The following is a 25704-nucleotide window of genomic DNA, read 5'->3' on the forward strand; positions in this document are numbered from 1 at the left end:
GGCCACTACTGCGTCACCACTTTCTTGAAGCGCAGATGGCGCGCCACGCTGCTGGTCAGCACCGTGGCGTCCTCCTCGAAGCGGATCACCCCCAGGTTGCCAGCGCGAAAGCGTTCCGCGGTCAGCGCCTGCATGGGGTAACTGTGCTGGCCGATACGCACATAGAGCTTGCCCTGGCGCGGGTAGACCTTGAGCTGCCCGGGGCTGGTTTCCAGGGCATAGAGGCCGACATAGCGGCGAATATCCTGTGGTTTCCAGGGCTGGGCCAAGGTGTAGGTGGAGGCCGGGTTGGTGGCGGCTATGCGGCCATCCACAGTCGCCGCCACATACAGCGGCGTGCCGTCGTCGTCCGCCGCCAGCAGTTGCTCGCTCTGGCGGTACAGGGGCAGTTGGTCGAGGAAGGTGTCGAGGACATAGTCCTTGCCGCTGCGCTGCAGCTGGAATTCATGCCCGGCATCATCCACATAGGTGCCGGCCACCAGGGTGCTCAACGGGGCCTTGGGCTGTGCCTTGATGCTCGGCGGCGCAGGAGGAATCTGCGGATCCACCTGCGGTTCGGGCGAGCCCAGCCAGGCATCCAGCAAACGGTGCCCGCGCACCGAGGCCTGGCCTTGCGAGCTATTGCACAGCACCGCGGTGGCCAGATCCAGCTTCGGGTACCAGGCCACATCGGTGCTGTAGCCGGCCCAACTGCCACTGTGGGACACCTCCTGCAAGCCACGATAGCTGCGGTTGGCCAGGCCCATGGCGTAATAGCCGGGGTCGCCGTCGTTCAGCGCGTCGCTCTGGCGCATCTTCGCCGCCAGCACCTTGCCCCCCACCCGCCCGGTGTGCAGGTTGCGCAGCCAGCGCATCAGGTCCGCCACATTGCTGTGCACCTGGCCGTCGCCGGTCTGCTCCCAGCGCACATCAGTGGCGACATAGGCCTGGGTCTGCTCGTTCTGCTCATAGCCCCGGGCCAGGTTGGCCAGCTGCAGCGGGTAGCGGTCCTGGATGCTCGAACGGTTCATGTCCAGAGGCTGGAAGATGCGCTGGCGGGCAAACTCCTTGAGCGGCATGCCCGAGGCCCGCTCGACAATGGTCGAGAGCAGGATATAGCCGCTGTTGCTGTAGCTGAACTCGCTGCCGGCGGGGAACATCAGGCTGTTCTGGCGCACCAGCAGATCCAGCGCCTGTTGCTGGGTAAAGGCCGCGGATGGCGCCACCCCGGCCAGTTCCGCCAGCAGCATGTAATCTTGCAGGCCCGAGGTGTGATGCAACAAGTGGCGGACCTTGATGCCCTGGGCATAGGCCGGCAATTCCGGAACAAAGCGCCGCAGCGGGTCGTCCAGCTGCAAGCGGCCCTCGGCCTCGAGCTGGAGAATGGCAAAACCGGTGAACTGCTTGGACACCGACGCCAGGTTGAACAGGGTATCGGCCTCGATCGCCCGGCCCGAGGCCAGGTCGGCGGCGCCATAGCCGGCCGACCAGATCAACTGGCCGTTGCGCATGACACCAGCGGCGCAACCGGGTTGATCGGCCTTGATATCGTCGAACACCTTGTCGAACGCCGGCAGGCTGCCGGCACTGGCCAGCGGCACGACACTCAGGGTCGAGATCAACAAGGTTGCAAACATAGAACGCATGGGGGGAATTTCCTCTGTGCACAACGACCCTTCGGGTTCATCAAGAGCGCGGCCAGTATCCCCATCGCCTGCGTTGCAATCTGTCTGCTCGCGGTAATTTTCTGTGAATAAACGTGCAGGAGTGTGAGAGACGCGCAAGCCGCCCCATCAGCACCGCAATTACCGCTATGATCGGCCCCCAGACAGCGCCCCTGCGCATCCCGCGCAGCGCCCCAGCCGGCAGAATCCGCCATGCATCTGCTTTACCCCAGCGACCCCTTCGACCCGAAACGCCCAGACGAGCAGTACCTCGAAGAATACGAGGCGGTACTGGCCGCCGGGCTCAGGGCTTCGCTGTTCAGTTTCGAAGACTTCGAAAGCGGCAGCTTCAAGGCCCGCCCCCCCTCGAAGCCGGCCAGCAAGTGCTGTATCGCGGCTGGATGCTGACACCCGAACGCTACGCTTCCTTGCTCGAGCACCTGCAGGCCAAAGGTGCGTTGCCCATCACCACGGCAGCCCAGTACCAGCACTGCCATCACCTGCCCCAGTGGTATCCGCTGCTGGCGCGCTACACCTGCGAAACCCGGGTGCTGGCGGCCGACAGCGATTTTGTCCAGGCCCTCGCCGACCTGGATTGGCCGGGTTACTTCATCAAGGATTACGTCAAGTCGCTGAACACCGGCAGCGGCAGCCTGGTGCAGCGGCCTGAGGAAATTGCCCCGTTGGTTGAACGCATGCGCCAGTATCGCGGCCAGATCGAGGGCGGGATCTGCGTCCGCCGCGGCGAGCACTACCTGGAGGACAGCGAGCGGCGCTACTTTGTGCTCGAAGGCCGAGCTTATGCAGCAAACGGCGAGGTGCCCGCGCTAGTAGAAGAATGCGCGGCGCTGATCGACAGCCCCTTCTTCTCGGTGGATGTGGTGCAGCGGGACGACGGCGCATTGCGCCTGGTGGAACTGGGCGACGGCCAGGTCTCGGACCGCAAGGAATGGACGGCGCAAGGCTTTGCCGATCTGCTGGCCAGCGCCCGCTGAACCCCTGCCCGCCCTTCAGCGCAGCAAACGCTGCAGCCCCTTGTCGAAGGCACCTTCCAGGCCCTGCCCGCGTTCACCCGCCAGGGCCAGCGCCAGGGCGTGTCCGTGGCAGTAGTCCACCAGCAACTCGAACAGCAGCTCGGGCTCGGCATCGAAGCCGCGCACCTCAGCCAGCAAGCGCTCGCTGAAGGCCGCCAGGGAACCTTCGAACAGCTGCGGGTCGGCGAACACGCATAGGGTCAGGGCCGGATGCTGGCGCACCCGCGCCAGGTACTGGCCGAGCAAGGCCCGCACTCGCTCACGCGGTGCCAGCTGTGCCTGGGGTTCCTCCAGCGGCTGGCCATGCACCCGCTGCACCAGCAGGCGCATCAGGTTGTGCTGGTCGCCCACGTGATAAGCCACCGACATCGGGGTAATGTCCAACTGCCGGGCCAGGGCGCGAACCCCAAAGCCCTGGGCGCCGAGTTCTTCCAACAGGCTCAAGCCGGCGTCCAGCACCTGATCCAGGTGCAGCGCTTGCCCGGCAGCGGGCCGACCGCTGCGTTTGCGGGTTTCACTCATCAGCCAGCACCCGGTAGCGGCTGCTGACCAGCCCATCGGGGTATAGCCGCGATTCGACACAGCTCAGGTGCAGGTCCTGCGCGAGCGCGCCGAACAGCGGCCGGCCACTGCCGAGCAGCACCGGCACCCGGGTCAGGGTCAACTCGTCGATCAGCCCGGCCGCCAGAAAAGCCCGAATCACCGAACCGCCATCGATATAGGCCCGCTGCCAGCCCTCGCCGCGCAACTGCGCCACCAACTCCTCAGGCGCAGCGGCACAGATGCGCAGCTTGCCCTGCAGATGCTGTGGCACATCCTGCTGCGCAAGGCTGCGGCTGAGCACCACCACCGGCTTGGCGAACGGCCAGGGCTCGAACGCCAGCACGCTGTCGTAGGTGCCGCGGCCCATGACGATGCCGTCCACCGAGGCCATGAAGTCCCCGTAGCCGTAATCCTCCCCGGGCTGGCCAGCGGGCAGCCAGTCGATGGAGCCGTCGTCACGGGCGATAAAACCGTCTACCGAGGTGGCGATAAAGACCTTGCCGAATGCCATGTGCGCTGCCTCTCAAGGGAATTAACATACAACGTATGATAATTCACTTTCAGGGCGGCTTGGCAAGCGCCAATCGCCCTCTCGTGGCAGTGGCCTGGCAACCGCTCAGCGCGCCACGCCGTGGGGAATCGCCAAGCGGCTGGTGGCCTTGACCTCGCGCAGGGCCAGGCTCGACTGGATCGAGGCGATGCCCGGCTGGCGCCGCAGCACCTGTTCGACAAAATCGCTGTAGCTGTCCAGATCCCGGGCCAGTACCTGCAGCAGGTAGTCGGCATCGCCGGTGATCTTGTGGCATGACTGGACCTCGGGCAGGCGCATGATCACTGCCTCGAAATCATCCGGGGTCTGGTCCGAGTGGGTGGCGAAACGCACATGCACAAAGGCCAGGATATCCAGCCCCAACAGGCGCCGGTCGAGGTTGGCCTGGTAGTCCCTGATTACCCCTTCTTCTTCCAGGCGCTTGCGCCGTCGCCAACAGGGCGTGAGGCTCAGCGATAAACGCTCGCTGAGCTCGGCATTGGAGATGCTCGCGTCCTGTTGCAGCAGGCCGAGAATCGCCAGGTCGGTATCGTCCAGCGCCACACCTCGAGTCATTTTTTTCATAAGTCGCCACAGACAAGAAAATATTTACCCAAAAATCTACCTTCATCCAAACAGAAAGCAAAGAAATCGCCGCCGTGCCGGAACAAACTATTTGCACCGGACAACAACAATGGATGCGACCCCGATGCTTACCGTCTTCAGTGAAGCCCACCGCCTGCACCATGGCACCGAATTGAAGGATGGGGTGCTCAAGCCCTCCTTCGAGCAACCCAGCCGCGCCGACACCGTGCGCGACCGGGTGCGCCACGTGGGCCTGGGCGAGATCATCCAGCCCCGTACCTTCGATCGGTCCTGCTACGTCGCCGCCCACAGCGAGCGCTATGTGGCCTTCCTGGAAAACGCCTGGCACGAATGGAGCGCCATTGGCCGGCGCCACGATGCCCTGCCCCTGGTCTGGCCGGTGCGCGACCTGGCCAACCAGCAGGTGCCAGAATTCATCGACGGCAAGCTGGGCTTCTACGCCATGGACGCCGGCTCGCCGATCACCGCCAGCACCTGGGAGGCGGCGCGCACCAGTGCCGATATCGCCCTCACCGCCCTGGCCCTGATCGATGAAGGGCAGCCCAGCGCCTTCGCCCTGTGCCGCCCGCCAGGCCACCACGCCGCACGGGAATACATGGGCGGCTACTGCTACCTGAACAACGCCGCCATTGCCGCGCAACAGGCGATTGCCCGGGGCGCCAAGCGGGTGGCTGTGCTGGATGTGGACTTCCACCACGGCAACGGCACCCAGAACATCTTCTACGACCGTGCCGACGTGCTGTTCGTCTCCCTGCACGGCGACCCGGCGCAGTCCTACCCCTACTTCTCGGGCTTCGCCAGCGAGCGCGGCAGCGGCGCCGGCGAAGGCTGCAACCTGAACCTGCCGCTGCCCAAGGGCACCACCTGGCACAGCTACCGCCAGGCCCTGTTGGAGGCCTGCACCCGGCTGCGCAGTTTCGCTCCGGAGCTGCTGGTGGTGTCCCTGGGCGTGGACACATTCAAGGACGACCCCATCAGCCACTTCCTCCTGGAAAGCCAGGACTACCTCGGCATGGGCCAGGTGATCGCCAGCGTCGGCGTGCCGACCCTGTTCGTCATGGAGGGGGGCTACATGGTGGATGAAATCGGCATCAACGCCGTCAACGTGCTGCACGGCCATGCCAACGGCTGATCCGCCTGCAGCGCACCGCAGTGTTCAATGTTCCGAGCGAGAGGGAAAACCCATGACCTTGTTTATCGATGTGGATCAGGCCGCCCGCCTCTATGCCCGCCTGGGCATCGGCCGGGCGATAGGTGAAATGGCCGGCTATATCCAGGCCGACTACCAGCGCTGGCAGGCGTTCGAGAAATCGCCGCGCACCGCCAATCATTCCCCCACCGGGGTGATCGAGCTGATGCCCGCCGACGATGGCCGCCAGTACGCTTTCAAGTACGTCAACGGCCACCCCGGCAACCCCGCCCAACAGCTGCTGACAGTGATGGCCTTCGGCGTGCTGGCAGAGGTGGACAGCGGCTACCCGCTGCTGCTCAGCGAACTGACCCTAACCACCGCCCTGCGCACCGCCGCCACTTCGGCGCTGGTGGCGCAGTCCCTGGCACGACCCCAGGCAAACAGCATGGCGCTGATCGGCAATGGCGCGCAGAGCGAATTCCAGGCCATCGCCTTCCATGAAATGCTCGGCATCAACGAGCTGCGCCTGTTCGATATCGACCCTGCGGCCTCGCGCAAGCTCAAGCACAACCTGGCGGCCTGGCCGCAGTTGCAGGTGCGTATCGCCAGCTCCGTGAGTGATGCGGTCAAGGGCGCGGACATTGTCACCACGGTCACCGCCGACAAGGCCTACGCCACCATCCTCACCCCCCAGATGATCGAGCCCGGCATGCACCTCAACGCCGTGGGCGGCGACTGCCCGGGCAAGACCGAGCTGCACGCCGAGATCCTGCGTCGAGCCCGGGTGGTGGTGGAGTTCGAGCCACAGACCCGCATCGAGGGCGATATCCAGCAACTGCCGGCGGACTTTGCGGTGACCGAGTACTTCCGTATCGCCCAGGGCCTGGAGCCGGGGCGCGAGCATGCCGAGCAGGTCACGGTGTTCGACTCGGTGGGTTTTGCCCTGGAAGACTTCTCCTCGCTGCGCTACCTGCATGACCTGGCCCGTGAGCACGGAATTGGCGAGCAGATCCACCTGGTGCCCACCCCGGCCAATATCAAGGACCTGTACCAGTTGATCGGCGCGGCCGAGGATCAGGCGCCGCCACTGCCGCGCCAGGTCGCCGGCTGAGCCCAGTGCTGGCCCATGAACAGGGACGTGCCCCTGTTCATGGCCCCAGCGCACAGCGCCGCCCCCTATAACAGCTACCGCGGCCGCTACCCGCTTCCACTGCCAAAACTCGACAACTATAAAATCAAGAGGTTTTGTGATGACTCAAGACAACCTCGGGGCTCCCGTGCGCCCCGCGCTGCAACGCACCCTGCATAACCGTCATATCCAGCTCATGGCCATGGGCGGCGCCATCGGCACCGGGCTGTTCATGGGCTCGGGCAAGATCATCGCCATGTCCGGCACCTCGATCCTGCTGATCTACATGATCATCGGCCTGTTCGTGTACCTGGTGATGCGCGCCATGGGCGAACTGCTGCTGTCGAACCTGGCGTTCAAGAGCTTCGCCGACTTTGCCGGCGCCTACCTGGGGCCGCGCGCGGCGTTCTTTCTCGGCTGGTCCTACTGGCTGAGCTGGAGCGTGGCGGTGGTGGGCGATGCGGTGGTGGTGGGCGGCTTCTTCCAGTACTGGTTCCCCGAGGTGCCGGCCTGGATACCCGCGATCGCCATGCTGCTGACCCTGCTGGCACTCAATGCCCTGACGGTGCGGCTGTTCGGCGAGGTGGAGTTCTGGTTCGCCATCATCAAGCTGGTGGCCGTGGCTACGCTAATCGCGGTAAGCGGGGTGCTGATCGCCAGCGCCTTTGTCTCGCCTTCCGGCGTGAGCGCCTCGCTGAGCCACCTGCTGGACCGCCAGGCCGCCCTGCCCAATGGCTTGCTGGGGTTCTTCGCCGGCTTCCAGATGGCGATCTTCTCCTTCGCCGGCACCGAGCTGATCGGCACCGCCGCGGCGGAAACCCGCGACCCGGAGCGCACCCTGCCCAAGGCGATCAATGCCATTCCGCTGCGCATCATCCTGTTCTATGTGCTGGCCCTGGCCTGCATCATCGCCGTGACGTCGTGGCAGCAGGTGTCGCCGAACAAGAGCCCGTTCGTCGAGCTGTTCCTGGTGGCCGGCTTTCCGGCAGCGGCGGGCATCGTCAATTTCGTGGTGCTGACCTCGGCGGCCTCCTCGGCCAACAGCGGGGTGTTCTCCGCCAGCCGCATGCTCTTCGGCCTGGCCAGCCAGAACAACGCACCGCGCCTGTTCAAGCACCTGTCGCGGCACGGCGTGCCCCTGCTCAGCCTGCTGTTCAGCGCCCTGCTGATGCTGCTGGGGGTTCTGCTGCTGTACATAGTTCCCGAGGTAATGACCGCCTTCACCCTGGTCTCCACGGTGTCGGCGATCCTGGTGATCTTCACCTGGTCGACCATCCTCGTGTCCTACATCGCCTACCGCAAGAAGCACCCCGAGCTGCATGCCCGTTCCCGCTACAAGATGCCCGGCGGCGTGCCCATGGCCTGGTTCGCCCTGGCCTTCCTGCTGTTCGTCCTCGGCCTGCTGGCCCTGCGCCCGGACACCCGCCTGGCGCTGTGCGTGATGCCGGCGTGGTTTATCTGGCTGGGGGTGGCCTATCAGTTGGGGGTGGGACGCAGCCGGCGACCGGCTCAAGCAGCGGCGCAACCATGCCCCTGAAAGGCAAGGCGGATGGACCGCACCGGCAGTGGTGCGGTCCACCGGGCCAGGCTCAAGGCGCCGGATTGACCAGCATGGGCGAAGGCGCGCTGTCCGCACGTGGTGCAGCCGGAACCCCGGCGACGAAATCCTCCTTGCGCAGCACCACCAGGGCAATCAGCGAAGCCACGCCAGTGGCCACGTAGAAATACCAGGGGGAAGTGATATCGCCGGTGATCTTGATCAGCCAGGTGGAGATCAGCGGCGCGCTGCCGCCGAACACCGCCACCGGGATGTTGTAGGCCATGGCGATGCCGGTGGAACGGATGCGGGTGGGCAGCAGTTCGCTCATCAGGGCGTAGGTCGAGGAGGCATAGAGCCCGAACAGGATCGCCACCGCCATCAACGGCCAGAACAGCGTGGCCGGGGTAGCGCCCGGCGCCGCCTTGAAGAACCAGTACATGGCCAGGGTGGCCAGGGTGCCGATCACCAGCAGGAACGGCTTGCGCCCGTAACGGTCGGTGAAGGCGCCGCCCAGGGGCATCACCAGGGCCGCCGAGAGGCTGGCGACGAACACATAGAGCAAGGTGGTGCCGCTGTCGAACTTCAGGGTGTTGGACATGTAGGTCGAGGCGAAGGTCAGCACCAGATAGAAGATCGAGCTGTGCAGGGTAATAATGAAGAACACCAGGGCAATCGAGCGCTTCCATTGCCAGACTTCCCGCAGCGGCGCCTTGGAAGTTTCGCCGGCGTGCACCAGGGCCAGGAACTCCGGGCTGTCTTCAAGCTTCAGGCGGATATACAGCGAGATGAAACCCAGGGGCCCGGCCAGCAGGAAGGGAATGCGCCAGCCCCAGTCCTGCATCACCTCGGCGCCCAGGGCCCAGGTCATGCCGTTGGCCACCGCGCCGCCGAGCAACAGGCCCAGCACCGCGGTGACCATCAGCCAGCAGGTGGCGAAGCCGCGACGCCCGGGCCCGGCGTATTCGGAAATGAAACTGGTGATGGTGCCGATCTCGCCGCCGGCGGAAAAGCCCTGCACGCAGCGGATCAGCACCAGCAATATCGGTGCGGCGATGCCGATGCTGGCATAGGTGGGCAACAGGCCCAGCAGGAAGGTGGAACCGGCCATCAGCACCAGCACGGTGATCAGGGTCTTGCGCCGGCCGATGCGGTCGGCCAAAGGGCCGAAGAACAGCCCGCCCAGGGGACGGATGAAAAAGCTCAGGGCAAAGGCCGCGAAGCTTGCCAGGAGGCTGGTGCTGGGGTCAGCGGAAACGAAGAATGCCTTGCCGATATACAACGCCAGAAAGCCGTAGACGCCGTAGTCGTACCACTCGATCAAATGACCGGTGGTGGCGCCGATAAAGGCCCGGCGCCGCTGGGGCTGGGGATTGCGGGATGACACGTCCATGTGTGAAGACTCCTGTCTGACTGCGGTCCATGGAAAAAGGGGCTCAGGGGTTGCCGCCGGGCCCTGTCGGGTCCTGCAACCGCTGGCGTAGTTGGCTCTTGAGAATCTTGCCATAGCTGTTTTTCGGCAGCTCGGCGCAAAACAGGTATTTCTTCGGTTTCTTGAACGACGCCATGCGCGTCACGAACCAATCGTTGAGCGCTTGCGGGTCGAGGCTGCCAGGGCTGCGCAGCACCACGAAGGCCACCACCGACTCGCCCCATTGCGCATCCGCCTCGCCCACCACGCACACCTCGAATACCCCGGGGTGCTGCATCAGCGCTTCCTCCACTTCCCGGGGGTAGATATTGCTGCCACCGGAAATGATCACGTCCTTGCTGCGATCGGTGAGGGTCAGGTAACCCCGGGCATCCAGGAAACCTATATCGCCGGTGTGCAACCAGCCATCCAGCAGCACCGCCTGGGTGGCGCTCGGGTTGTCCCAGTAGCCCTGCATCACCGGGGCGCCGCGCACCACGATTTCCCCGGGCACGCCCGGCGCCGCAGGCTGGCCCTCGGCATCGAGGATGCGCACCTCGACGCAGGATTGCGCGCGCCCCACCGAAGCGGCGATGGCCGGCCAGTCGCCCGCCGCACGGTCGGCGATCTGCTCCCGGGACAGGGCGCTGATGCTCATCGGGCACTCGCCCTGGCCGTAGATCTGCACCAGCCGCGGGCCGAAGGTGTCCAGGGCCTGGCTCAGGTCGGCCTGGTACATGGGCGCACCGCCGTAGACGATGGTCTTGATGCCCTCGCCGGCATAACCCTGGGCCCGGGCCTGCTCGACCATGCGCTTGACCATGGTCGGCGCGGCGAACAGGCTCACCGCGCCCAGCTCCCGGGCCAGGCCGAACAGCTCCGGTGCATCGAACCCGCGGGACTGCGGCAGCACATGCCGGGCCCCACAGCGCACATGGATGAAGTTGTAGAGCCCGGCGCCATGGGACAGCGGCGCGGCATAGACCACCGCATCACCGCTGCTCACAGGGTCGACATCCAGCGGATAGCACAGCGACATGGCGATCAGATTGCCATGGGACAGCATCACCCCCTTGGAACGCCCGGTGGTGCCGGAGGTGTAGAACAGCCAGGCCAGCTCATCCGCCTCGCGGGGCCAGGGCTCAAGCAGTTCATCGCCACGCACCGCAGGCAATGGCGGCAAGTCATAACCGGGCAACTCACGGCAAGCCTCCGCCAGGGCGCCGGGCTCGAAGACCCTGCCGGCATCGGTATAGACCAGGCGTGCGCCGGCATTGCCGATGATCCAGGCCGCCTCCAGCGGGTGCAGCCGGCTATTGACCGGCACCGCCACCGCCCCGCTCCACCAGATGGCGTAGAGCAGTTCCAGGTAGTCGCAGCTGTTCTTCATCAACAGTGCCACCCGCTCACCCGGGGCGATGCCGTGCTCCTGGCGCAAGTGCAAAGCGCGAGCCCGCACCCGTGCGGCGAAGGCCTGGTAGTCGGCCACCTGGCGGCTGCCGGCAAACAGCGCCGGGCGCCGTGGCCAGCGCTGGGCCGCATCGAACAGCCAGAGCGCGATATTCATGCTCAGGCCCTGACGGCTTGCAGGACCGAGGCGTAGTTGGCCACCGCCATGCCGCCCATGTTGAACAGCAGGCCGAATTCGGCGCGGGGCACACCCAGGCCAATGGGCTCGCCAATCAACTGCTGGAAGCCCAGGGCGTGCATCGACACCCCGGTGGCACCCACCGGATGGCCCTTGGCCTTGAGCCCACCGGACAGGTTGACCGGCAAGCGCCCACCGGGACGCACCGTGCCTTCATCCAGGGCGCGATGGCCCTCGCCCCGGGGCGCCAGGCCCATGGCCTCGTAGATCAGCAACTCGGCGATGGTGAAACAGTCGTGGACCTCGGCGAAGCTCATGTCGCCCAGGGTCACCCCGGCTTCGCGCAAGGCGCCATGGATGGCGCGCTGCGGTCCTTCGAAGGCGAGGATGTCGCGGCTGGACATCGGCAGCAGGTCGTTGACCTGGGTCATGGCGCGGATCGCCACCTGGCGGCGGAACGAACGGGCGCGCAGCGGCGAGGCCAGGATGATCGCCGCGGCACCGTCGCTGATCAGCGAGCAGTCGGTCAGGCGCAGCGGCTCGGCAATCACCGGGTTGCTCTGGGAAACATTGTTGCAGTGCTCGAAATCCAGCTGCCGGTGCATCTGCGCCAGGGGGTTGGCCATGGCATTGGCGTGGTTCTTCACCGCAATCGCCGCCATCGAAGCCAGCGGGCTGTGGTAGCGCTCGGTGTATTGCTGGGCCACCTGGCCGAACAACTGGGCAAAGCTCAGGCCGGCCTCCTGCGGGGCATTCTGGTAACCGGCGCCGGCCAGCGCCCGGGTAACCTGGGCGGTGCCGTTGTCGGTCATTTTTTCCGCGCCCACCACCAGCACCAGCTCGGCGGCACCGCTGCGAATGGCATTGATCCCGGCCTGGATCGCCGCCGAGCCCGAGGCGCAGGCGTTCTCGCAGCGGGTGGCGGGCTTGAAGCGCAGTTGTGGGTCGGCCTGGAGCATCAGCGAGGCGGGAAAACCGTCCGGCACCAGGCCAGAGTTGAAGTGCCCGAGAAACAGCGCGTCGATTTCCCCAGCGTCGATCGCCGCATCCGCCAGGGCCTGGCGGGTGACCTGGACGATCAGGTCTTCGAGGTTGCAATTGTCAAGACGACCGAAAGGACTGTGGGCGGCGGCGACTATGGATACTGAAGCGTGGGTCATGGTGATTTTCTTCTGTCCTTGAAGCGAGCTTTCCCTACAATGGCCCAGCGCCGGAATCAGACGCTAGTTGGGGCAACTACGTACAGCAGTAAGTAGTGAGCCACCCGCTAGAGCGGTGTACCTACAGACTCGCGGCAGGATGCCCCATGACCCTAAATGCTCAACACTTCCAGGATCTGGAATGCCTGGCCTTCCAGGTGTCGCCGGCACCGCAGCTGATTACCGGGCACCGGCGCATGCTCGATTGCAACCAGGCCTTCCTGCGCCTGTTCGGCTATCAGCGCGAGCAATTGCTGGATCACCTGACCCTGCTGCTCTACCCCTCCCAGGCCGATTACCAGAGCATCGGCGAACGCAGCGAGCACTGGCTGCGCAGCGGCCCGGGAAATTTCTATTCCGATGAACGTTTTATGCAGCACCGCGACGGCGAGGTGTTCTGGGCCCGGGCCCAGGGGTTTTCCCTGACCCCGGAAGACCCGTTCCGGCTGATGGTCTGGCACTTCGAGCGCCTGGACCGCCGCCCGGCCCCGACCATCCAGCTGACCCCGCGCGAGCGCGAGATCTCCCTGCACATCGTCAACGGCCTGACCTGCAAGGAAGTGGCGCGCAAGCTGGCGATCTCCCACCGCACGGTGGAGGTGCACCGCGCCCGGCTGATGAAGAAGCTGCAGGCCAAGAACAGCGCCGAGCTGGTGTCGAAGATCATCTACATCAGTTGACGCGCAGCCCTACGCCAGCACCTCGCTGGCAGTCATGCGTAGCAGATGGGAGGCCCCCAGGGTGGTGCCCTGCAAGGATTCCCCGGCATACAGCGCCTGGTTGGCAGCGGCCATCTCGGCGCTTCTGCCGGCGACGATCTCGTAGGTCTGACGCGGCAGCACCTTGCTCCAGCCGTTTTCAAAGGTGTTGTAGGCCAGGGTCAGCGCGGCCGTGAAGTAGTGTTGGCCGGCCACCGGAATCCGTACCTCCTCACCGGCCTCATCGAGGGCGATAAAGTGGTTGGGCAGGTGCTTTACCCCCAGGCGCTTGAGCACTATCCAGGCCAGGGCCGTCGGCACGAAGGCGTTGAGCTTTTCCGCGGCGATTGCCGAGTAGCCGCGCTCCTGTAGCCACTCCACGATCTGGTCCTCTGATGCCTCGGGATCGCCGGCCATCAGTTCCAGGGTGTCGAGCACGCCTTGGTGGGCGCTGGCGTGATCCAGGCAGCAGCTGCAGTCTGGCGGATGGGAATCGTCATGCATGATCGGTCGATGATCCGTATCGGTCTTGGTGAGGGGGCGCAGGATAAGCCCTGCGCCCAACACAAAACCAGCAACGGTGGATTACTTGATGACGATGGGGTTCACCGGCGCCCCGCTGCCACCCACTATCTTCAATGGCGCGGCGGTGTAGAGGAAGGTCCACTGGCCGTCGGCGGCGCAATCCGCGGCCAGGTCTTCAAGCAGCACGATCTCGGTGAAGGCGATGCCCAGGTTGCGCATCAGCGCGCAGTGCAGCGGGATCTGCACACCCGACACCGGGTCGGTGATCACCTCGTTGGCGATGGTGTCGGTCACCAGGTTGGGAATCTCCATCTGGTTGAACCAGTCCACCAGTTCCCGGCTGTAGGTCAGCCCCGGCTCCACCAGGTCCTTGAAGAACTCGGTCTTGCCGTACTCGTAGAAGGCGCCCATGGAGCCAGTGCGGATGATCAGGATGTCGCGCTTCTCGATGGCCACGCCCTGGGCCTTGGCGGCGGCCAAGAGGTCCAGGTGGTTGAAGGTTTCGCCGCGCGAAAGGTACTTCTTGCCGCGATGGCGGGCCATGTCGATCAGCACCGCGCGGCCCACCACGCCGCGCTCGGCAATCGGCAGCACGCTGGCCTTGGCCATGCCGCCCACGGTGCTGCTGGCGTCGTAGCCGTTCCACAGCTGGTTGTCGTACCAGGCATGGCCCAGGGCGTCGTACTGGGTCGAGCCCTGCAACTGCATGAAGATCACATCGTCGCAGTACTCGGCACCGCCGCTCATCGACGGCTGCTTGCCAGCCTGATAGTGGCTGCGGTCCAGGGTGTTGAAGCGCATCGAAGGGTTGCGCGCCGGCCACATCGGGTCGCCGCCGGGGTGGCCGATCTGCACTTGCAGGGTGAAGGTCTTGCCCTGGCGCACGGCGGCCACGCCACGCAGCACTTCGGCCTGCTGCAGGTAGTTGAGGGCGCCGACCTCGTCGTCCGGGCCCCACTTGCCCCAGTTCTTCGGCAGGCCTTGCAGCAACTTCGCGGTATCGGGGTGGCTGTTGTCGTTGTCGATCCCACACATCTCAGGTGCACTCCATAGCTGGGTTCTGGTTAGCCAGAAGGGTTTCTACAGCGCATCAGACGCAACGTCCACCATCCACTTCCAGGCAGGTGCCGGTGATGAAGGCGGCTTCGTCGCTGGCCAGGTACAGGCAGGCGTTGGCCACATCCTCGGGCGTGGAGAAACGCCCCAGGGGAATGCTCGCCATGAATTTCTGGCGGTTTTCCGGGGTGTCCGGCACCCCCATGAATTCGCTGAGCAGGGCCGTGGCCCCCACCACCGGGTTGACGCAGTTGACGCGGATATTGTCCGGCCCGAGTTCCGCGGCCATGGTCTTGCTCATGACCACCACCGCGCCCTTGCTGGCGTTGTACCAGACCAGCCCGGGGCGCGGGCGGATCGCCGCGGTGGAGGCGATATTGATGAATACCCCGCCGCCCTGGCCGCGAAAATGCGGCACGAAGTGCCGGGCGCTGAGGTAGATGCTTTTCACGTTGACCGCGAACACCCGGTCGAACTCGGCCTCGTCCACTTCCAGCATCGGCCGGTTGCGGTGGGTGGTGCCGGCGTTGTTGACCACAATGTCGAGGCCACCGTAGTGCTCCAGGGTAGTGCCCAGCAAGGCACCGACGCTGGCGTCCTGGGCCACGTTGACCTCGATGAAATGGGCCTGGCCGCCAGCGGCGCGGATCTCCTCCACCACCCGCTGGCCGCCCGTGGCATTGATGTCGGCGACTATCACCCGGGCGCCCTGGCGGGCGAAGGTCTTGGCGATACCCTCGCCAAAGCCGGAACCGGCGCCGGTGACGATGGCAGTTTTATTGGCTAGACGCATGCTCGTGACTCCTGTTTTTGTTGTAGTGGCCGCGTATCGGCGGCTTGTCAGTCGTGGCGAATGGCAATGGTCTTCAAGGTGGTGAAACCCAGCAGCGCCTCGAAGCCCTTCTCGCGGCCATGACCACTGGCCTTGACCCCGCCAAAGGGCAGTTCGACGCCGCCCCCGGCGCCGTAGTTGTTGATGAACACCTGGCCACAGCGCAGCTTGTGGGCCATGCGCAGCTGGCGCCCGCCGTCGCGGGTCCAGACCCCGGCCACCAGGCCGAAGGCACTGTCGTTGGCCAGGCGAATGGCCTCGGCTTCATCCTCGAAAGGCATCACCGCCAGCACCGGGCCGAACACTTCTTCCCGGGCCAGGCGGCTGCTTGGCGGCACATCGCGAAACAGCACCGCCTCATGGAAATAGCCACCGCTGCCGGCCTCGGGCACCAGCACCCCGCGGGCTGCCACCGGGATACCGGCGGCCTCGGCCTCGCGGACAAACTCGCGCACCTGGCGCAACTGTTTCTGGTTGATCAGCGGGCCCATGTCCAGGTCCAGTTCCGCCGGCCCGCTGCGCAATTGCCCGAAGCACTGGGCCAGGCGCTCCAGCAGCGGCTCATAGAGGCTGCGCTGCACCAGCAGGCGGCTGCCGGCGGAACAGGTCTGGCCGCCGTTCTGCACAATGGCGTTGATCAGCACCGGCAGTGCCCGCTCCAGATCGGCGTCGGCGAAGACGATCTGCGGCGACTTGCCCCCCAGTTCCAGGGTCACCGGGCAATGCCGCTGCGCCGCCGCCCCGGCCACCCGGGCACCGGTGCTGCTGGAGCCGGTAAAGGAAATATGCGCCACCCCGGGGTGGGCACTGAGGGCGGCGCCGGCTTCGTGACCATAGCCGCTGACCACATTCAGGCTGCCCGCCGGGAACCCCACCTGGGCCGCCAGTTCCGCCAGCCGCAGCAGCGACAGGCTGGCGTCCTCGGCGGGCTTGACCACACAGGCGTTGCCCGCCGCCAGGGCGGCGCCGACGCTGCGGCCAAAGATCTGCATCGGGTAGTTCCAGGGGATGATGTGCCCGGTCACCCCATGCGGCTCGCGCACCGTGAGCACGGTGTAGCCGGCCTGGTAGGGCAAGGTCTGGCCATGCAGCTTGTCGGCGGCCCCGGCGTAGTACTCGAAGTAGCGCGCCAGGGCGGTGGCGTCGGCGCGGGCCACCTTCAGCGCCTTGCCGGTGTCCCGGGCCTCGATCTGCGCCAGCTCTTCATGGTGCTCCAGCACCGCATTGCCCAGGCGTGCCAGCAGGCGCCCGCGCTCCAGGGCCGAAAGGCTGCCCCAGGGGCCGTCGAAGTTGTCGCCCAGGGCCCGTTGCGCGGCCCGTACCGCCCGATCGATATCCTCGGCGGTGCCTCGGGCGATATGGGCATAGGTGATACCGCTGCTGGGATCGAGCACCGGAATGCTCTCGGCCCAGGACGAGGCTTGCCATTGGTTGTCGATGTAGTGTGCAAGGTTCATAGCGGCTCCTGGATTATCCGGCCAGACATTCGGCAATCGCCCGCCCGACTTCCACGGTGCTGGCATTGCCACCCATTTCCCGGGTACGCGGACCTTCGGCGAGCACCGTCTCGATGCTCTCGACTATGGCCGCCGCGGCCCGTTGGTAACGCTCATCACCCTGCCCCAGGTGCTCGATCATCAAGGCCGCCGACCAGATCTGGCCGATCGGGTTGGCCACCCCGAGGCCAGCGATATCCGGCGCCGAACCGTGCACCGGTTCGAACAGCGAGGGGTACAGGCGCTCGGGGTTGAGGTTGGCCGAGGGCGCGATGCCGATGGTGCCGGTGCAGGCCGGGCCGAGGTCGGAGAGGATGTCGCCGAACAGGTTCGAGGCCACCACCACATCGAACCAGTCCGGGTGCTGGACGAAGTGCGCACAGAGAATGTCAATGTGGAACTTGCGTGTATCGACCTGGGGATAGGCCTTGGCCATCTGCTCCAGGCGCTCGTCCCAGAACGGCATGGTGATGGCGATGCCGTTGGACTTGGTGGCCGCCACCAGGTTGTGCCGCGGCCGGCGGCTGGCCAGTTCGAAGGCGTACTGCAACACCCGGTCGACCCCCTGGCGGGAGAACACCGATTCCTGCAGCACGATCTCCCGCGGCGTCCCTTCCCACATGCGCCCGCCAACGCTGGAGTACTCGCCCTCGGTGTTTTCCCGCACCACCACGAAATCGATGTCACCGGGCACCCGCCCGGCCAACGGACACGGCACCCCGGGCATCAGCCGCACCGGGCGGATATTCACGTACTGGTCGAACTGGCGGCGGATCTTCAGCAGCGAATCCCACACCGCCACATGGTCGGGGACTATGTCGGGGGCTCCCACCGCGCCGAAGAAGATCGCCTCGTGGTCGCCGATCTGCTCGGCCCAGTCAGCCGGCATCATGCTGCCGTGGGCCTGGTAGTGCTCGCTGCACCAGTTGAAGTGGTCGAACTGCAGGTCGATGGCGAAGCGCCGGCTCACGGCCTCCAGCACCCGCAGCCCTTCAGGGACCACTTCACGACCGATGCCGTCGCCGGCGATCACCGCAATGCGGTGGCAAGGTTTGACTGCGGGATTGATCCTGGACAAGCCGTATCTCCTGGTCTGACGGGTGCTGGTGATCGAGGCAGGTGAAGTGCACGGACGGGCCCATTCTGGCCAGCCGGTGCGCCAGTGGGAATTGCTCATTGTGGAAACCGCCTTCGCAAAATTCGAAGGCAGGCGAACAGGTTTCTGCTAAGGCGCGGACTCGGCCAGCGGCATTTCGTCGTCCGCACCAGCGGCCAGGTAGTCGAACAGCGCCTGGCTGGCCAGGGAGGGTTGTTCCAGGCGGCGGCAGAGGTACATCTGGCGATCGGCCCAGGGGTCGTCGATTTCGATAAATCGCAAGGCCATCTCCTTGCGGAAGATCTGCACCGCGCCCTCGGGCAGCACCCCCACGCCCTGCCCCGCGGCAATCAGCCGGCACACCGCCTCGAAGCTGCGCACCTGCACCCGCAGGCGCAGCGGCATGCTCACCGCCGCCGCGGCCTCGGCAATCAGCGGGGTGATGGCGGCGTTGTCTTCCAGGCCAACGAAGTCATAGCCCAGCAGGTCCGCAAAGCGCGCACGGCGCATCTTGAACGGGTGGTTCTGGGGCACGATCAGGCACAAGCGGTCGCGGCAATAGGGCTGGAAGTACAGGTCCCGTGCCTGGGGCAAGGTGGTGACTATGCCCACATCGGCGATGCCGTCGCGCAGCGCCAGGAGAATCTCGCGGCTGCGTTCCTCGCGGATATCCACGCGAATGCCCGGGTGCAGCTGGCTCCACTGGGTCAGTTGTTGGGGCAGCTGCTGGCTCATGGCCGAGCTGTTGGCATACAGGCTGACCCGCCCGGTGGCGCCCTTGGCGAAGTCGGCGAGATCGGCGTGCATCAGGTCCACCGCCCGCAGGATGCTCCGCGCATGCTCGGCCAAGGCCAGCCCCGCCGCGGTCGGCTGCACCCCGGTGGAACTGCGCAGCAGCAGCGCCACCTTGAAATGCTCCTCCAGCAGCGATAGGCGTCGACTGGCGGCGGACAGCGACAGGTGCGACTGCTCGGCGGCCCGGGACAGGTTGCCCAGGGTCAGGGCCTTGAGAAACAGCTCGATGGAAGTCAGGTCCGGGGCCATGGCGAGATCCTTGTGCGCGGTGGCTGGAAACTACCCAGTCGGGCGCCGCCTGTCCAACCTGATGAGCGCACATCGGGGCACCTGGAAAAACCTCCATGGGTGCCTGCCGAAAGGCGCCCCCAAGCGCCGATAAATCGTCCGACAATATTCAGCAAAGCCCCGCCCACAGGGGTCTTGAGCACCCGTGATGGCAAACTGGAATTTCGCCGGAAGTGAACAATACTAGGTCGCGGCAGGACGCCGATGTCCGCCTTCAACCTAAAGGGAATTTCCCATGAAAGCTCAAGAACTCGAACTCGATGTGGCGGTTGTCGGTGGCGGTGCGTCCGGCACCTACAGCGCCTGGCGCCTGCAGCATGAACAAGGCGAGAAACTGCGCATCGGCCTGTTCGAATACAGCGACCGCATCGGTGGCCGGCTGTTCAGCATCAACCTGCCGGGCCTGCCCAATGTGGTCGCGGAAGTCGGCGGCATGCGCTACATCCCCGGCCCCGGCGGCCATGTGCTGGTGGACAGCCTGGTCAAGCAGTTGCGCCTGCCGAGCCAGAACTTCCCCATGGGCGCGCCGCTGCCGGTGGGTTCGCAGAACAACCTGTTCTACCTGCGGGGCAAGCGCTTTCGCTACCGCGACTTCAAGGAAGCGCCGCACAAGATTCCCTACGACCTGGCCTGGTCGGAGCGCGGCTTTGGCCCCGAAGACCTGCAAGTCAAGGTGATGAACTACGTCTACCCCGGTTTCGACCAGCTCAGCCTGTGCCAGCAGATGCAGGTCAAGGTGTTCGGCAAGGAGATCTGGAAATACGGCTTCTGGGACTTGCTCTACCGGGTCATGAGCAACGAGGGCTACCAGTTCATGAAGGACGCCGGCGGCTACGACGCCAACGTCGCCAATGCCAGCGCGGTGACCCAGTTGCCCGCCACCGAGTACAGCGACACCACCACCTTCCTGACCCTGACCAAGGGCTTCCAGAGCCTGCCCCTGACCTTGGCGGCCAAGTTCGCCAAGCTGCCGGGGCTGTTGCCTGCCAAGCAGCGGGTGCAGATGAACCAGCGGCTGGTGAAAATCAGCTACGCCAAGGACCACGACTTCCCCTATCGCCTGCACTTGCAGAGCACCGTCACCGAGGATGGCAGCACCCGCGACGCCGAGGGCAGCCAGGTGGTGAAGGCGAAGAAAATCATTCTGGCCATGCCGCGCCGTGCCCTGGAGTTGATCGAAGCACCGCTGTTCGACGATCCCTGGCTCAAGGAAAACCTCGGCTCGGTGCTGATGCAGTCGGCCTTCAAGCTGTTCCTCGCCTACGAACAACCCTGGTGGCGCAGCCTCGGGCTGGTGGCCGGGCGCTCGGTGACCGACCTGCCGGTGCGCCAGGTCTACTACATGGGCACCGAATGCGAGCAGCCCGGCGGCCAACCGACCCTCAACTCGCTGTTGATGGCCTCCTACAACGACATCGGCACGGTGCCGTTCTGGAAAGGCCTGGAAGGCGGCGCGCCCTTTGTCGGCCATCTACCGGCCAGCCTCAGCGGGCAGTTGAAGGCCGCCGAGGTGGTGCCCAGGAGCCAGTTCCAAGTCAGTGACGAAATGGTCCGGGTGGCGCAGATGCAAGTCACCCAGGTGCACGACCAGGTGGAACTGCCACGGCCCTATTCGGCGGTCTACCATGCCTGGGACGCCGACCCCTACGGTGGTGGCTGGCACGAATGGAAGGCCAACTACCGCCTCGACCAGATCATTTGCCGCATGCGCAAGCCGGTGGCCGACCAGGACATCCATATCGTCGGCGAGGCCTATTCCATCGGCCAGGGCTGGGTCGAGGGCGCGCTGACCGTGGCCGAGTCGACCCTGGAAGACTTCTTCGGCCTCAAGCGCCCCAACTGGTTGCCCAAGGACTACGCCCTGCTGCCGGTGCCGACCCCGGACGGCTGCAGCCTGCCCAGCGACCAGGCCCTGCCCTGCGCGGACTGCGCCAAGACCTTGAACGAGGTCACCCAATTCGCCTACGAGGGCATCGACCATGGCCAGCAATGACTCTTTCAGCGTTGCCGACTACCTGCTCACCCGCCTCTATCAGCTGGGCCTGCGCAAGGTGTTCCAGGTGCCCGGCGACTATGTCTCGCACTTTATGTCGGCCCTGGACGACTTCGACGGCATCGACGCCGTGGGCGAGGTCAATGAAATGGCCGCGGCCTACGCCGCCGACGGCTATGCCCGCTACACCGGGATTGGCGCGGTATCGCTGCAATACAGCGTCGGCACCTTCAGCGGCCTGAATGCCATCGCCGGTTCCTATGTGGAGCGCAACCCGGTGGTGCTGATCAGCGCCAGCCCCAATGCACAGAACCGCCAGTTGATCTGGTCCCAGGACGTGCTGTTCCACCACTCCACCGGCGACCTGCAGGTGGGCCGCAAGGTGTTCGAACCCATCACCGTGGCCAGCCTGATCCTCGATGACAGCGCCAGTGCCCCAGGGCTGATCGACGCGGCGCTGGTGCAGGCCATCAGCCAGCGTCGGCCGATCTACCTCGAAGCCTGGCAGAACGTCTGGGGCGAGCCCTGCCCCCGGCCCCAGGGCGAACTTGCGCCCGAGCCCGCGCGCTGTGACCAAGACTCCCTGGCGGCGGCCATCGAGGCCAGCCTGCAACGCCTGGGCAGCGCCCGCTCGCCGGTGATCATGCTTGGTATCGAGGTGGCCCGCTATGGCCTGCAGGATCAGGTGATGCGCCTGATCGAGGCCAGCGGCCTGCCCTTCACCACCAGCCTGGAAGCCAAGACCGTGGTTGACGAAAGTCACCCGCAGTTCATCGGCACCTATGTCGGACCCGCCTCGCGGCTGTGGACCCAGGCCTTTATGCAGGATGTGGACTGCATCCTGGCCCTGGGGGTGATCTTCACCGACGACTACCTGCAACTGCTGGCCAAGGACTTCAGCCGGATCATCCTGGTCAACAGCCAGCAGGCGCGCACGGGCCTGCAGTACTACCCCCATGTGCCCTTGCCCGCCTATATGCAGCAACTGCTAACCGCCATGGGCCTGGACCAGGACTACCCACTGCTCCACAACGCCCGGGAGCCGGCGCCAGCGGCCCTGCTGAAACAGGGTGCGGCCGACGATGCCCTGGGCTACGACCTGTTCCTGGAGATGCTCGACGATTTTGCCCGGCAGCACGACCTGTGGGCCGACAGCAGCCTGATCCTCGGTGAAAGCTCGGCGCTGTATGCCGCCAGCAATCTCAATGACCTGCCCCGGGACAGCTTCGTCGCCGATGCCATCTGGGGGTCCCTGGGCCACGAGACCGGCTGCGCCCTGGGGGTGGCCCTGGGCAGCGGCCGGCGGCCGATCGTGGTGGCCGGCGACGGCGGCTTCATGATGATCTGCCAGTCGCTGTCGACCCTGGTGCGCAACCGGGTCAATGCCCTGGTGTTCGTCATGAGCAACGAGGTCTACGCCATCGAACAGGCCTTCGTCGATATCACTGCCTTCGAGCCCGGCGGCCAGTTCGCGCCGTTCGACATCCTCCCGAGCTGGGACTACCTGGCCCTAGCCAAGGGTTTTGGCGCCGAGGGTTTCAAGGTCTCGACCCGCGCCGGCCTGGAACAGTTGCTGCCGCAATTTCTGGGCCTCAAGGACCGCCCGGCGCTGATCCAGGTGGTGATTCCACAGCGCGACCTGGCGCCGCAGATCAAGCGCCTGGCCAAGCCCGACGGGCCGCAGTTCGTCGCCCGCCACAGCCACGACAACGACTGAAGCCCGCCGCGGCAGGAGCCGGTTGGCCGGCTCCTGCCGCACGGTTTCCTGCAAGGAGCACCCCAGCATGGCCCTTTCCCTACTGCGCCCGACCCTGGCCGCCTGCCTGTGGCTCGCAGCCTGCGGTGCCCAGGCCCACAGCATGAACCACAGCAGCACCGAGGCGGCGATCCGCTTCACCCCGCAGCCGCCGGACAAGCCCTACAGCGAGGTGCTGCTACTTTGCGTCAGCCCCCAGGACACCCAGGCCGACCAGTTGCTTTCGGGCCTGGGGGGCACGCGCTACCCGCTGGTCAGCCTCAAGCAGGCCGAGCAGGTCCAGGCCTTCTACAGCCAGGGCATGGCCCTGCAATACGGCTTCAATTTCTCCGCGGCGATCCGCGCCTTCTACCAGGCCAGCCGCTTCGACGAAGGCTCGGCCATGCCCTTTTGGGGCATCGCCCTGTCGGCCAACTCCAATATCAACAGCATCGCCACCACCGGCTGCAACCAACTGGCCTACCGCTCCGCGCAAATGGCCCTGGCCCACGCCAACGCGCGGCTCAAGGACCCCGCCGCTCAGGCCGCCTTCAGCCCGCGCCAGCTGCAGCGTGAAGTGGATTACGCCCTGGCCTTCCTCAAGCTCTACCGCGACCAAGACGGCCAGGTGATACTCGACGACGCCAGCAAGCGGGCCTACAGCGACGCCATGAAGGATCTGGCGCAGCGGTATTTCGACGACCTGGATGCCGCCACCCTGTACGCCGATGCCTTGCTCAGCCGGGAACCGTGGAAATGGTGGGAGGGCAACGAGGCGGTGTCCGATCGGGTCAAGCCGACCGAGGTGGCCTACGAGGCACTGCAAGTGCTGAACCGGGTGCTAGTGCAGGACCAGCAGCACACCGGGGCCAATCACTTCTATATCCACGCCATCGAGGAATCACCGTTCCCCGACAGCGGCCTGCCCATGGCCGACCGCTTCCGCGAGCAGAACCCGGCCATCGGTCACCTGGTGCATATGGCTTCGCACATCTACCAGCGCACCGGCAACAACGCCCTGGCCAGCGTCGCCAACTACACCGCCGTGTCGGTGGACCGCGCCTACACCCATCAGGTGCAGCCGCAAAGCCCCTATGCCCTGCACTACCTGGGGCACAACCTGCACTTCCTGACCTGGACCCTGTCCATCGAGGGGCGCAAGAACGAGGCGCTGAACATGGCCGAGGAACTGGTGGAGAACACCACCCAGTACTCGGCGATGCCTTTCCTCTGCCTGCAGTACCCCGACGAACTCAAGACCAAGACCGACTATTTCTACGCGGTGCCCTACTACTTCGCCGTGCGCTTCGAGGACTGGGACGCCCTGGCCCGCATCGAGCCGAAGATCGACGCCGGCCTGGCCAAGGTCAACCAGACCTGCCTGCAGGCCAACCCGAACTGGCAGGCCCTGGACATGCCCTACACCCGGCTGATGCGCGCCTATGCCCAGGCCTACCGCCAGTTGAGCGCCGCCAACCTCAGCCCGGACCAGGCCCGGGACGCCCTCAAGGGCTTCTGGCAAGCAGCCGCCGCGGCGCCGCTCAAGGGTGACCAGGCGCTGATGTACGGCAATAACTCGGCAGAGCAGTTGCTGCGCATCGCTAACCTGATCCTGGTCAACCGGGCCCAGAGCGGCACCGCCGGCGCCCTCGACCTGGGGGCCCTGAAAAGCCTCGGCAATCAGCTGTTCAACAACGCCAACGACAGCCTCAACGGCGACCTCCAGGCCCTGGACGGCGACAGCGGCAAACAGCGCCTCGATGCCTGGCGCAAGGCGGTGGCGCTACAGGATGGCCTGGCCTACAACGAACCGCCGGACTGGTACTACACCCTGCGCGAATCCCTCGGCTATGCCCTGCTGGAGCAGAAACAGTACGCCGCGGCGGAACAGGTGTTTCGCGAGGACCTGGCGGGCAACCGCCTTAGCGGCCGCTCCCTCAACGGCCTGAAGCTGAGCCTTGAGCAGCAGCCCAGCAAGCAGGTGCCGGCGCTGCTCGACGAGCAACTGCAAACCGCTTGGCGCAATGCCACAGTGAGCCCGGTGCCGGAGCTCTAGGTGCCGCAGCGCCGACACCAGCCGGATAAACGGCGGGTGTCGGTGCCTCAAGGTCGCCAGCGCAAGGCCAGTGGCCAGTACCAGCGCACCAGCCGCGGACGCTGCCAGCGCTCGTAGAGCATCCACAGCATGCACAACAGCATCAGCGCCACATGCCGCTGGGACGTCAGCATCGGCATCAGCATCAATGGCCAGCACGAACCCACACACCAGGCACCGGCACTCAGACCGAAGCGCAGACAGTCGATGATGAAATCCATGCCGAACGCCGAGATCCGCGGCTGCACATGACAGTGGTTCAGGCATTGCTGCTTGAGGGGCGAGGCTTGCCACAATAGACACAACAGCAACGCCCCCATCAGGCTCTGGGAGGTCGATAACCCCAGCCAGACCTGCACCAGAACCACCAGCGACAACAGCAGCAGGCCACCCAAGGTCCACACCGCGGCATAACCCAGTACGAACAGCGCCACAGCCTGCCAGCGCTTGCGCCGCAAGCTGCGTCGCCAAACATAAGTCAGGGGTTGCACCAGTAGCAGCGGAGTCATGGCCAGCAACATCAACAACCAGGCCAACAGCAGCCGCAGCGGTGGATTGAACAGCAGCGCCTGCTCGATCCCCTGCCAACCCAGGGCATATCCAGCCAACGGCAAATTGCCGCAAAACGCCGGGACCGACAGCATCGTCGTCGATCCCAGCAGCCACCCCCACCCCGTCAGGCTGGCCAACAGCGACCAGGGAAGCGCCCCGCGCCCCAGCAGGCGCAAATAGTAACCCATGGAC

23 protein-coding genes are annotated in these 25704 nt (G+C 65.5%); 9 read left to right on the forward strand and 14 right to left on the reverse strand.

All coding sequences use genetic code 11. The annotated features are described in order from the left end of the window. Positions 1–5: 5 nt before the first annotated feature. A complete protein-coding gene (locus tag J4P02_RS21070) occupies positions 6–1625 on the reverse strand; it encodes a serine hydrolase domain-containing protein (RefSeq protein ID WP_426193821.1) in 1620 nt (539 codons plus the stop codon). A gap of 231 nt (positions 1626–1856) precedes the next feature. Between J4P02_RS21070 and J4P02_RS21075 the strand changes: the two genes are divergently transcribed. Further along, the gene (locus J4P02_RS21075; RefSeq protein ID WP_426193823.1) at positions 1857–2051 is read left to right on the forward strand and encodes a hypothetical protein; all 195 of its coding nucleotides are present in this window, start codon (positions 1857–1859) and stop codon (positions 2049–2051) included. Next, on the forward strand, positions 2045–2638 hold the full coding sequence (locus tag J4P02_RS21080; RefSeq protein ID WP_426193825.1) for an ATP-grasp domain-containing protein: 594 nt from the start codon (positions 2045–2047) through the stop codon (positions 2636–2638). The genes J4P02_RS21075 and J4P02_RS21080 overlap by 7 nt, the downstream gene beginning before the upstream one ends. A 15-nt stretch (positions 2639–2653) precedes the next feature. Here the strand turns inward: J4P02_RS21080 and J4P02_RS21085 are convergent, their stop codons facing one another. From J4P02_RS21085 to J4P02_RS21095, 3 genes are all read right to left on the reverse strand, one after another. Continuing rightward, a complete protein-coding gene (locus J4P02_RS21085) occupies positions 2654–3199 on the reverse strand; it encodes a TetR/AcrR family transcriptional regulator (RefSeq protein WP_426193827.1) in 546 nt (181 codons plus the stop codon). Next, positions 3192–3731: a dihydrofolate reductase family protein gene (locus J4P02_RS21090; RefSeq protein ID WP_426193829.1), complete on the reverse strand. Its 540-nt coding sequence runs from the start codon at positions 3729–3731 to the stop codon at positions 3192–3194. Before J4P02_RS21090 ends, J4P02_RS21085 begins: the two co-directional genes overlap by 8 nt. A 105-nt stretch (positions 3732–3836) precedes the next feature. After that, complete coding sequence (locus J4P02_RS21095) at positions 3837–4334, reverse strand: Lrp/AsnC family transcriptional regulator (RefSeq protein ID WP_426193831.1); 498 nt, start codon at positions 4332–4334, stop codon at positions 3837–3839. A gap of 124 nt (positions 4335–4458) precedes the next feature. On the opposite strand from J4P02_RS21095, the gene J4P02_RS21100 reads away from it, so the two are divergent. The 3 genes from J4P02_RS21100 (at position 4459) to J4P02_RS21110 (ending at position 8153) form a co-directional block, all read left to right on the forward strand. Then, on the forward strand, positions 4459–5487 hold the full coding sequence (locus tag J4P02_RS21100; RefSeq protein WP_426193832.1) for a histone deacetylase family protein: 1029 nt from the start codon (positions 4459–4461) through the stop codon (positions 5485–5487). 52 nt (positions 5488–5539) lie between these two features. Next, the gene (locus J4P02_RS21105) at positions 5540–6598 is read left to right on the forward strand and encodes an ornithine cyclodeaminase (protein ID WP_426193834.1); all 1059 of its coding nucleotides are present in this window, start codon (positions 5540–5542) and stop codon (positions 6596–6598) included. Between the two features lie 139 nt (positions 6599–6737). After that, positions 6738–8153 carry an amino acid permease gene (locus J4P02_RS21110; RefSeq protein ID WP_426193836.1) on the forward strand — a complete coding sequence of 472 codons (1416 nt, stop codon included), beginning with the start codon at positions 6738–6740 and terminating at the stop codon, positions 8151–8153. Positions 8154–8205: 52 nt separating this feature from the next. Here J4P02_RS21110 and J4P02_RS21115 read toward each other — a convergent pair whose 3' ends face one another. The 3 genes from J4P02_RS21115 to J4P02_RS21125 are packed head-to-tail and all read right to left on the reverse strand — an operon-like array spanning position 8206 to position 12312. Further along, complete coding sequence (locus J4P02_RS21115) at positions 8206–9546, reverse strand: MFS transporter (protein WP_426193838.1); 1341 nt, start codon at positions 9544–9546, stop codon at positions 8206–8208. A gap of 43 nt (positions 9547–9589) precedes the next feature. Next, positions 9590–11131, reverse strand: a complete 1542-nt coding sequence (locus J4P02_RS21120) for a class I adenylate-forming enzyme family protein (protein WP_426193840.1) — start codon at positions 11129–11131, stop codon at positions 9590–9592. Between the two features lie 2 nt (positions 11132–11133). Further along, positions 11134–12312 (reverse strand): acetyl-CoA acetyltransferase, encoded by a 1179-nt coding sequence (locus tag J4P02_RS21125; protein WP_426193842.1) that lies wholly within the window; start codon positions 12310–12312, stop codon positions 11134–11136. A 146-nt stretch (positions 12313–12458) separates the two neighbouring features. On the opposite strand from J4P02_RS21125, the gene J4P02_RS21130 reads away from it, so the two are divergent. Beyond that, positions 12459–13031, forward strand: a complete 573-nt coding sequence (locus J4P02_RS21130; RefSeq protein WP_426193844.1) for a LuxR C-terminal-related transcriptional regulator — start codon at positions 12459–12461, stop codon at positions 13029–13031. Positions 13032–13040: 9 nt separating this feature from the next. Here the strand turns inward: J4P02_RS21130 and J4P02_RS21135 are convergent, their stop codons facing one another. The 6 genes from J4P02_RS21135 to J4P02_RS21160 all read right to left on the reverse strand — a co-directional run bounded on the left by J4P02_RS21135 (position 13041) and on the right by J4P02_RS21160 (position 19098). Beyond that, positions 13041–13553, reverse strand: a complete 513-nt coding sequence (locus J4P02_RS21135) for a hypothetical protein (protein WP_426193846.1) — start codon at positions 13551–13553, stop codon at positions 13041–13043. 81 nt (positions 13554–13634) lie between these two features. Then, positions 13635–14609, reverse strand: coding sequence for a cyclase family protein (locus J4P02_RS21140; RefSeq protein ID WP_426193848.1), 975 nt, complete (start codon positions 14607–14609; stop codon positions 13635–13637). Between the two features lie 55 nt (positions 14610–14664). Continuing rightward, positions 14665–15423: an SDR family oxidoreductase gene (locus J4P02_RS21145; RefSeq protein WP_426193850.1), complete on the reverse strand. Its 759-nt coding sequence runs from the start codon at positions 15421–15423 to the stop codon at positions 14665–14667. A 47-nt stretch (positions 15424–15470) separates the two neighbouring features. After that, the gene (locus J4P02_RS21150; protein ID WP_426193852.1) at positions 15471–16919 is read right to left on the reverse strand and encodes an aldehyde dehydrogenase family protein; all 1449 of its coding nucleotides are present in this window, start codon (positions 16917–16919) and stop codon (positions 15471–15473) included. Between the two features lie 13 nt (positions 16920–16932). Then, on the reverse strand, positions 16933–18036 hold the full coding sequence (locus tag J4P02_RS21155) for a tartrate dehydrogenase (protein ID WP_426193854.1): 1104 nt from the start codon (positions 18034–18036) through the stop codon (positions 16933–16935). A 147-nt stretch (positions 18037–18183) separates the two neighbouring features. Further along, entirely contained in the window at positions 18184–19098 is a 915-nt protein-coding gene (locus J4P02_RS21160; protein WP_426193856.1) for a LysR family transcriptional regulator, read from the reverse strand. A gap of 274 nt (positions 19099–19372) precedes the next feature. Here J4P02_RS21160 and J4P02_RS21165 point away from each other — a divergent pair, with 274 nt between their 5' ends. The 3 genes from J4P02_RS21165 (at position 19373) to J4P02_RS21175 (ending at position 24921) form a co-directional block, all read left to right on the forward strand. Continuing rightward, entirely contained in the window at positions 19373–21130 is a 1758-nt protein-coding gene (locus J4P02_RS21165) for a flavin monoamine oxidase family protein (protein ID WP_426193858.1), read from the forward strand. Further along, positions 21117–22847, forward strand: coding sequence for an alpha-keto acid decarboxylase family protein (locus J4P02_RS21170; RefSeq protein ID WP_426193860.1), 1731 nt, complete (start codon positions 21117–21119; stop codon positions 22845–22847). Before J4P02_RS21165 ends, J4P02_RS21170 begins: the two co-directional genes overlap by 14 nt. Before the next feature lie 67 nt (positions 22848–22914). Continuing rightward, positions 22915–24921 carry a hypothetical protein gene (locus tag J4P02_RS21175; RefSeq protein ID WP_426193862.1) on the forward strand — a complete coding sequence of 669 codons (2007 nt, stop codon included), beginning with the start codon at positions 22915–22917 and terminating at the stop codon, positions 24919–24921. 47 nt (positions 24922–24968) lie between these two features. On the opposite strand, the gene J4P02_RS21180 is transcribed toward J4P02_RS21175, so the two are convergent. Further along, positions 24969–25700 carry a DUF2182 domain-containing protein gene (locus J4P02_RS21180; RefSeq protein WP_426193864.1) on the reverse strand — a complete coding sequence of 244 codons (732 nt, stop codon included), beginning with the start codon at positions 25698–25700 and terminating at the stop codon, positions 24969–24971. Positions 25701–25704: the final 4 nt, after the last annotated feature.

Origin of the sequence: Pseudomonas sp. NFXW11 (assembly GCF_049887815.1) — a bacterium.
Classification (GTDB): domain Bacteria; phylum Pseudomonadota; class Gammaproteobacteria; order Pseudomonadales; family Pseudomonadaceae; genus Aquipseudomonas.

What these genes read in the sequence shown, in the direction of transcription:
- J4P02_RS21090 (WP_426193829.1), bottom strand. Translation starts at nt 3,731, where the DNA reads ATGGCATTCGGCAAGGTCTTTATCGCCACCTCGGTAGACGGTTTTATC.
- J4P02_RS21135 (WP_426193846.1), bottom strand. Translation starts at nt 13,553, where the DNA reads ATGCATGACGATTCCCATCCGCCAGACTGCAGCTGCTGCCTGGATCAC.
- J4P02_RS21180 (WP_426193864.1), bottom strand. Translation starts at nt 25,700, where the DNA reads ATGGGTTACTATTTGCGCCTGCTGGGGCGCGGGGCGCTTCCCTGGTCG.
- J4P02_RS21150 (WP_426193852.1), bottom strand. Translation starts at nt 16,919, where the DNA reads ATGAACCTTGCACACTACATCGACAACCAATGGCAAGCCTCGTCCTGG.
- J4P02_RS21080 (WP_426193825.1), top strand. Translation starts at nt 2,045, where the DNA reads ATGCTGACACCCGAACGCTACGCTTCCTTGCTCGAGCACCTGCAGGCC.
- J4P02_RS21075 (WP_426193823.1), top strand. Translation starts at nt 1,857, where the DNA reads ATGCATCTGCTTTACCCCAGCGACCCCTTCGACCCGAAACGCCCAGAC.
- J4P02_RS21105 (WP_426193834.1), top strand. Translation starts at nt 5,540, where the DNA reads ATGACCTTGTTTATCGATGTGGATCAGGCCGCCCGCCTCTATGCCCGC.
- J4P02_RS21110 (WP_426193836.1), top strand. Translation starts at nt 6,738, where the DNA reads ATGACTCAAGACAACCTCGGGGCTCCCGTGCGCCCCGCGCTGCAACGC.
- J4P02_RS21120 (WP_426193840.1), bottom strand. Translation starts at nt 11,131, where the DNA reads ATGAATATCGCGCTCTGGCTGTTCGATGCGGCCCAGCGCTGGCCACGG.
- J4P02_RS21170 (WP_426193860.1), top strand. Translation starts at nt 21,117, where the DNA reads ATGGCCAGCAATGACTCTTTCAGCGTTGCCGACTACCTGCTCACCCGC.
- J4P02_RS21130 (WP_426193844.1), top strand. Translation starts at nt 12,459, where the DNA reads ATGACCCTAAATGCTCAACACTTCCAGGATCTGGAATGCCTGGCCTTC.
- J4P02_RS21100 (WP_426193832.1), top strand. Translation starts at nt 4,459, where the DNA reads ATGCTTACCGTCTTCAGTGAAGCCCACCGCCTGCACCATGGCACCGAA.
- J4P02_RS21140 (WP_426193848.1), bottom strand. Translation starts at nt 14,609, where the DNA reads ATGTGTGGGATCGACAACGACAACAGCCACCCCGATACCGCGAAGTTG.
- J4P02_RS21115 (WP_426193838.1), bottom strand. Translation starts at nt 9,546, where the DNA reads ATGGACGTGTCATCCCGCAATCCCCAGCCCCAGCGGCGCCGGGCCTTT.
- J4P02_RS21125 (WP_426193842.1), bottom strand. Translation starts at nt 12,312, where the DNA reads ATGACCCACGCTTCAGTATCCATAGTCGCCGCCGCCCACAGTCCTTTC.
- J4P02_RS21165 (WP_426193858.1), top strand. Translation starts at nt 19,373, where the DNA reads ATGAAAGCTCAAGAACTCGAACTCGATGTGGCGGTTGTCGGTGGCGGT.
- J4P02_RS21095 (WP_426193831.1), bottom strand. Translation starts at nt 4,334, where the DNA reads ATGAAAAAAATGACTCGAGGTGTGGCGCTGGACGATACCGACCTGGCG.
- J4P02_RS21145 (WP_426193850.1), bottom strand. Translation starts at nt 15,423, where the DNA reads ATGCGTCTAGCCAATAAAACTGCCATCGTCACCGGCGCCGGTTCCGGC.
- J4P02_RS21175 (WP_426193862.1), top strand. Translation starts at nt 22,915, where the DNA reads ATGGCCCTTTCCCTACTGCGCCCGACCCTGGCCGCCTGCCTGTGGCTC.
- J4P02_RS21070 (WP_426193821.1), bottom strand. Translation starts at nt 1,625, where the DNA reads ATGCGTTCTATGTTTGCAACCTTGTTGATCTCGACCCTGAGTGTCGTG.
- J4P02_RS21085 (WP_426193827.1), bottom strand. Translation starts at nt 3,199, where the DNA reads ATGAGTGAAACCCGCAAACGCAGCGGTCGGCCCGCTGCCGGGCAAGCG.
- J4P02_RS21160 (WP_426193856.1), bottom strand. Translation starts at nt 19,098, where the DNA reads ATGGCCCCGGACCTGACTTCCATCGAGCTGTTTCTCAAGGCCCTGACC.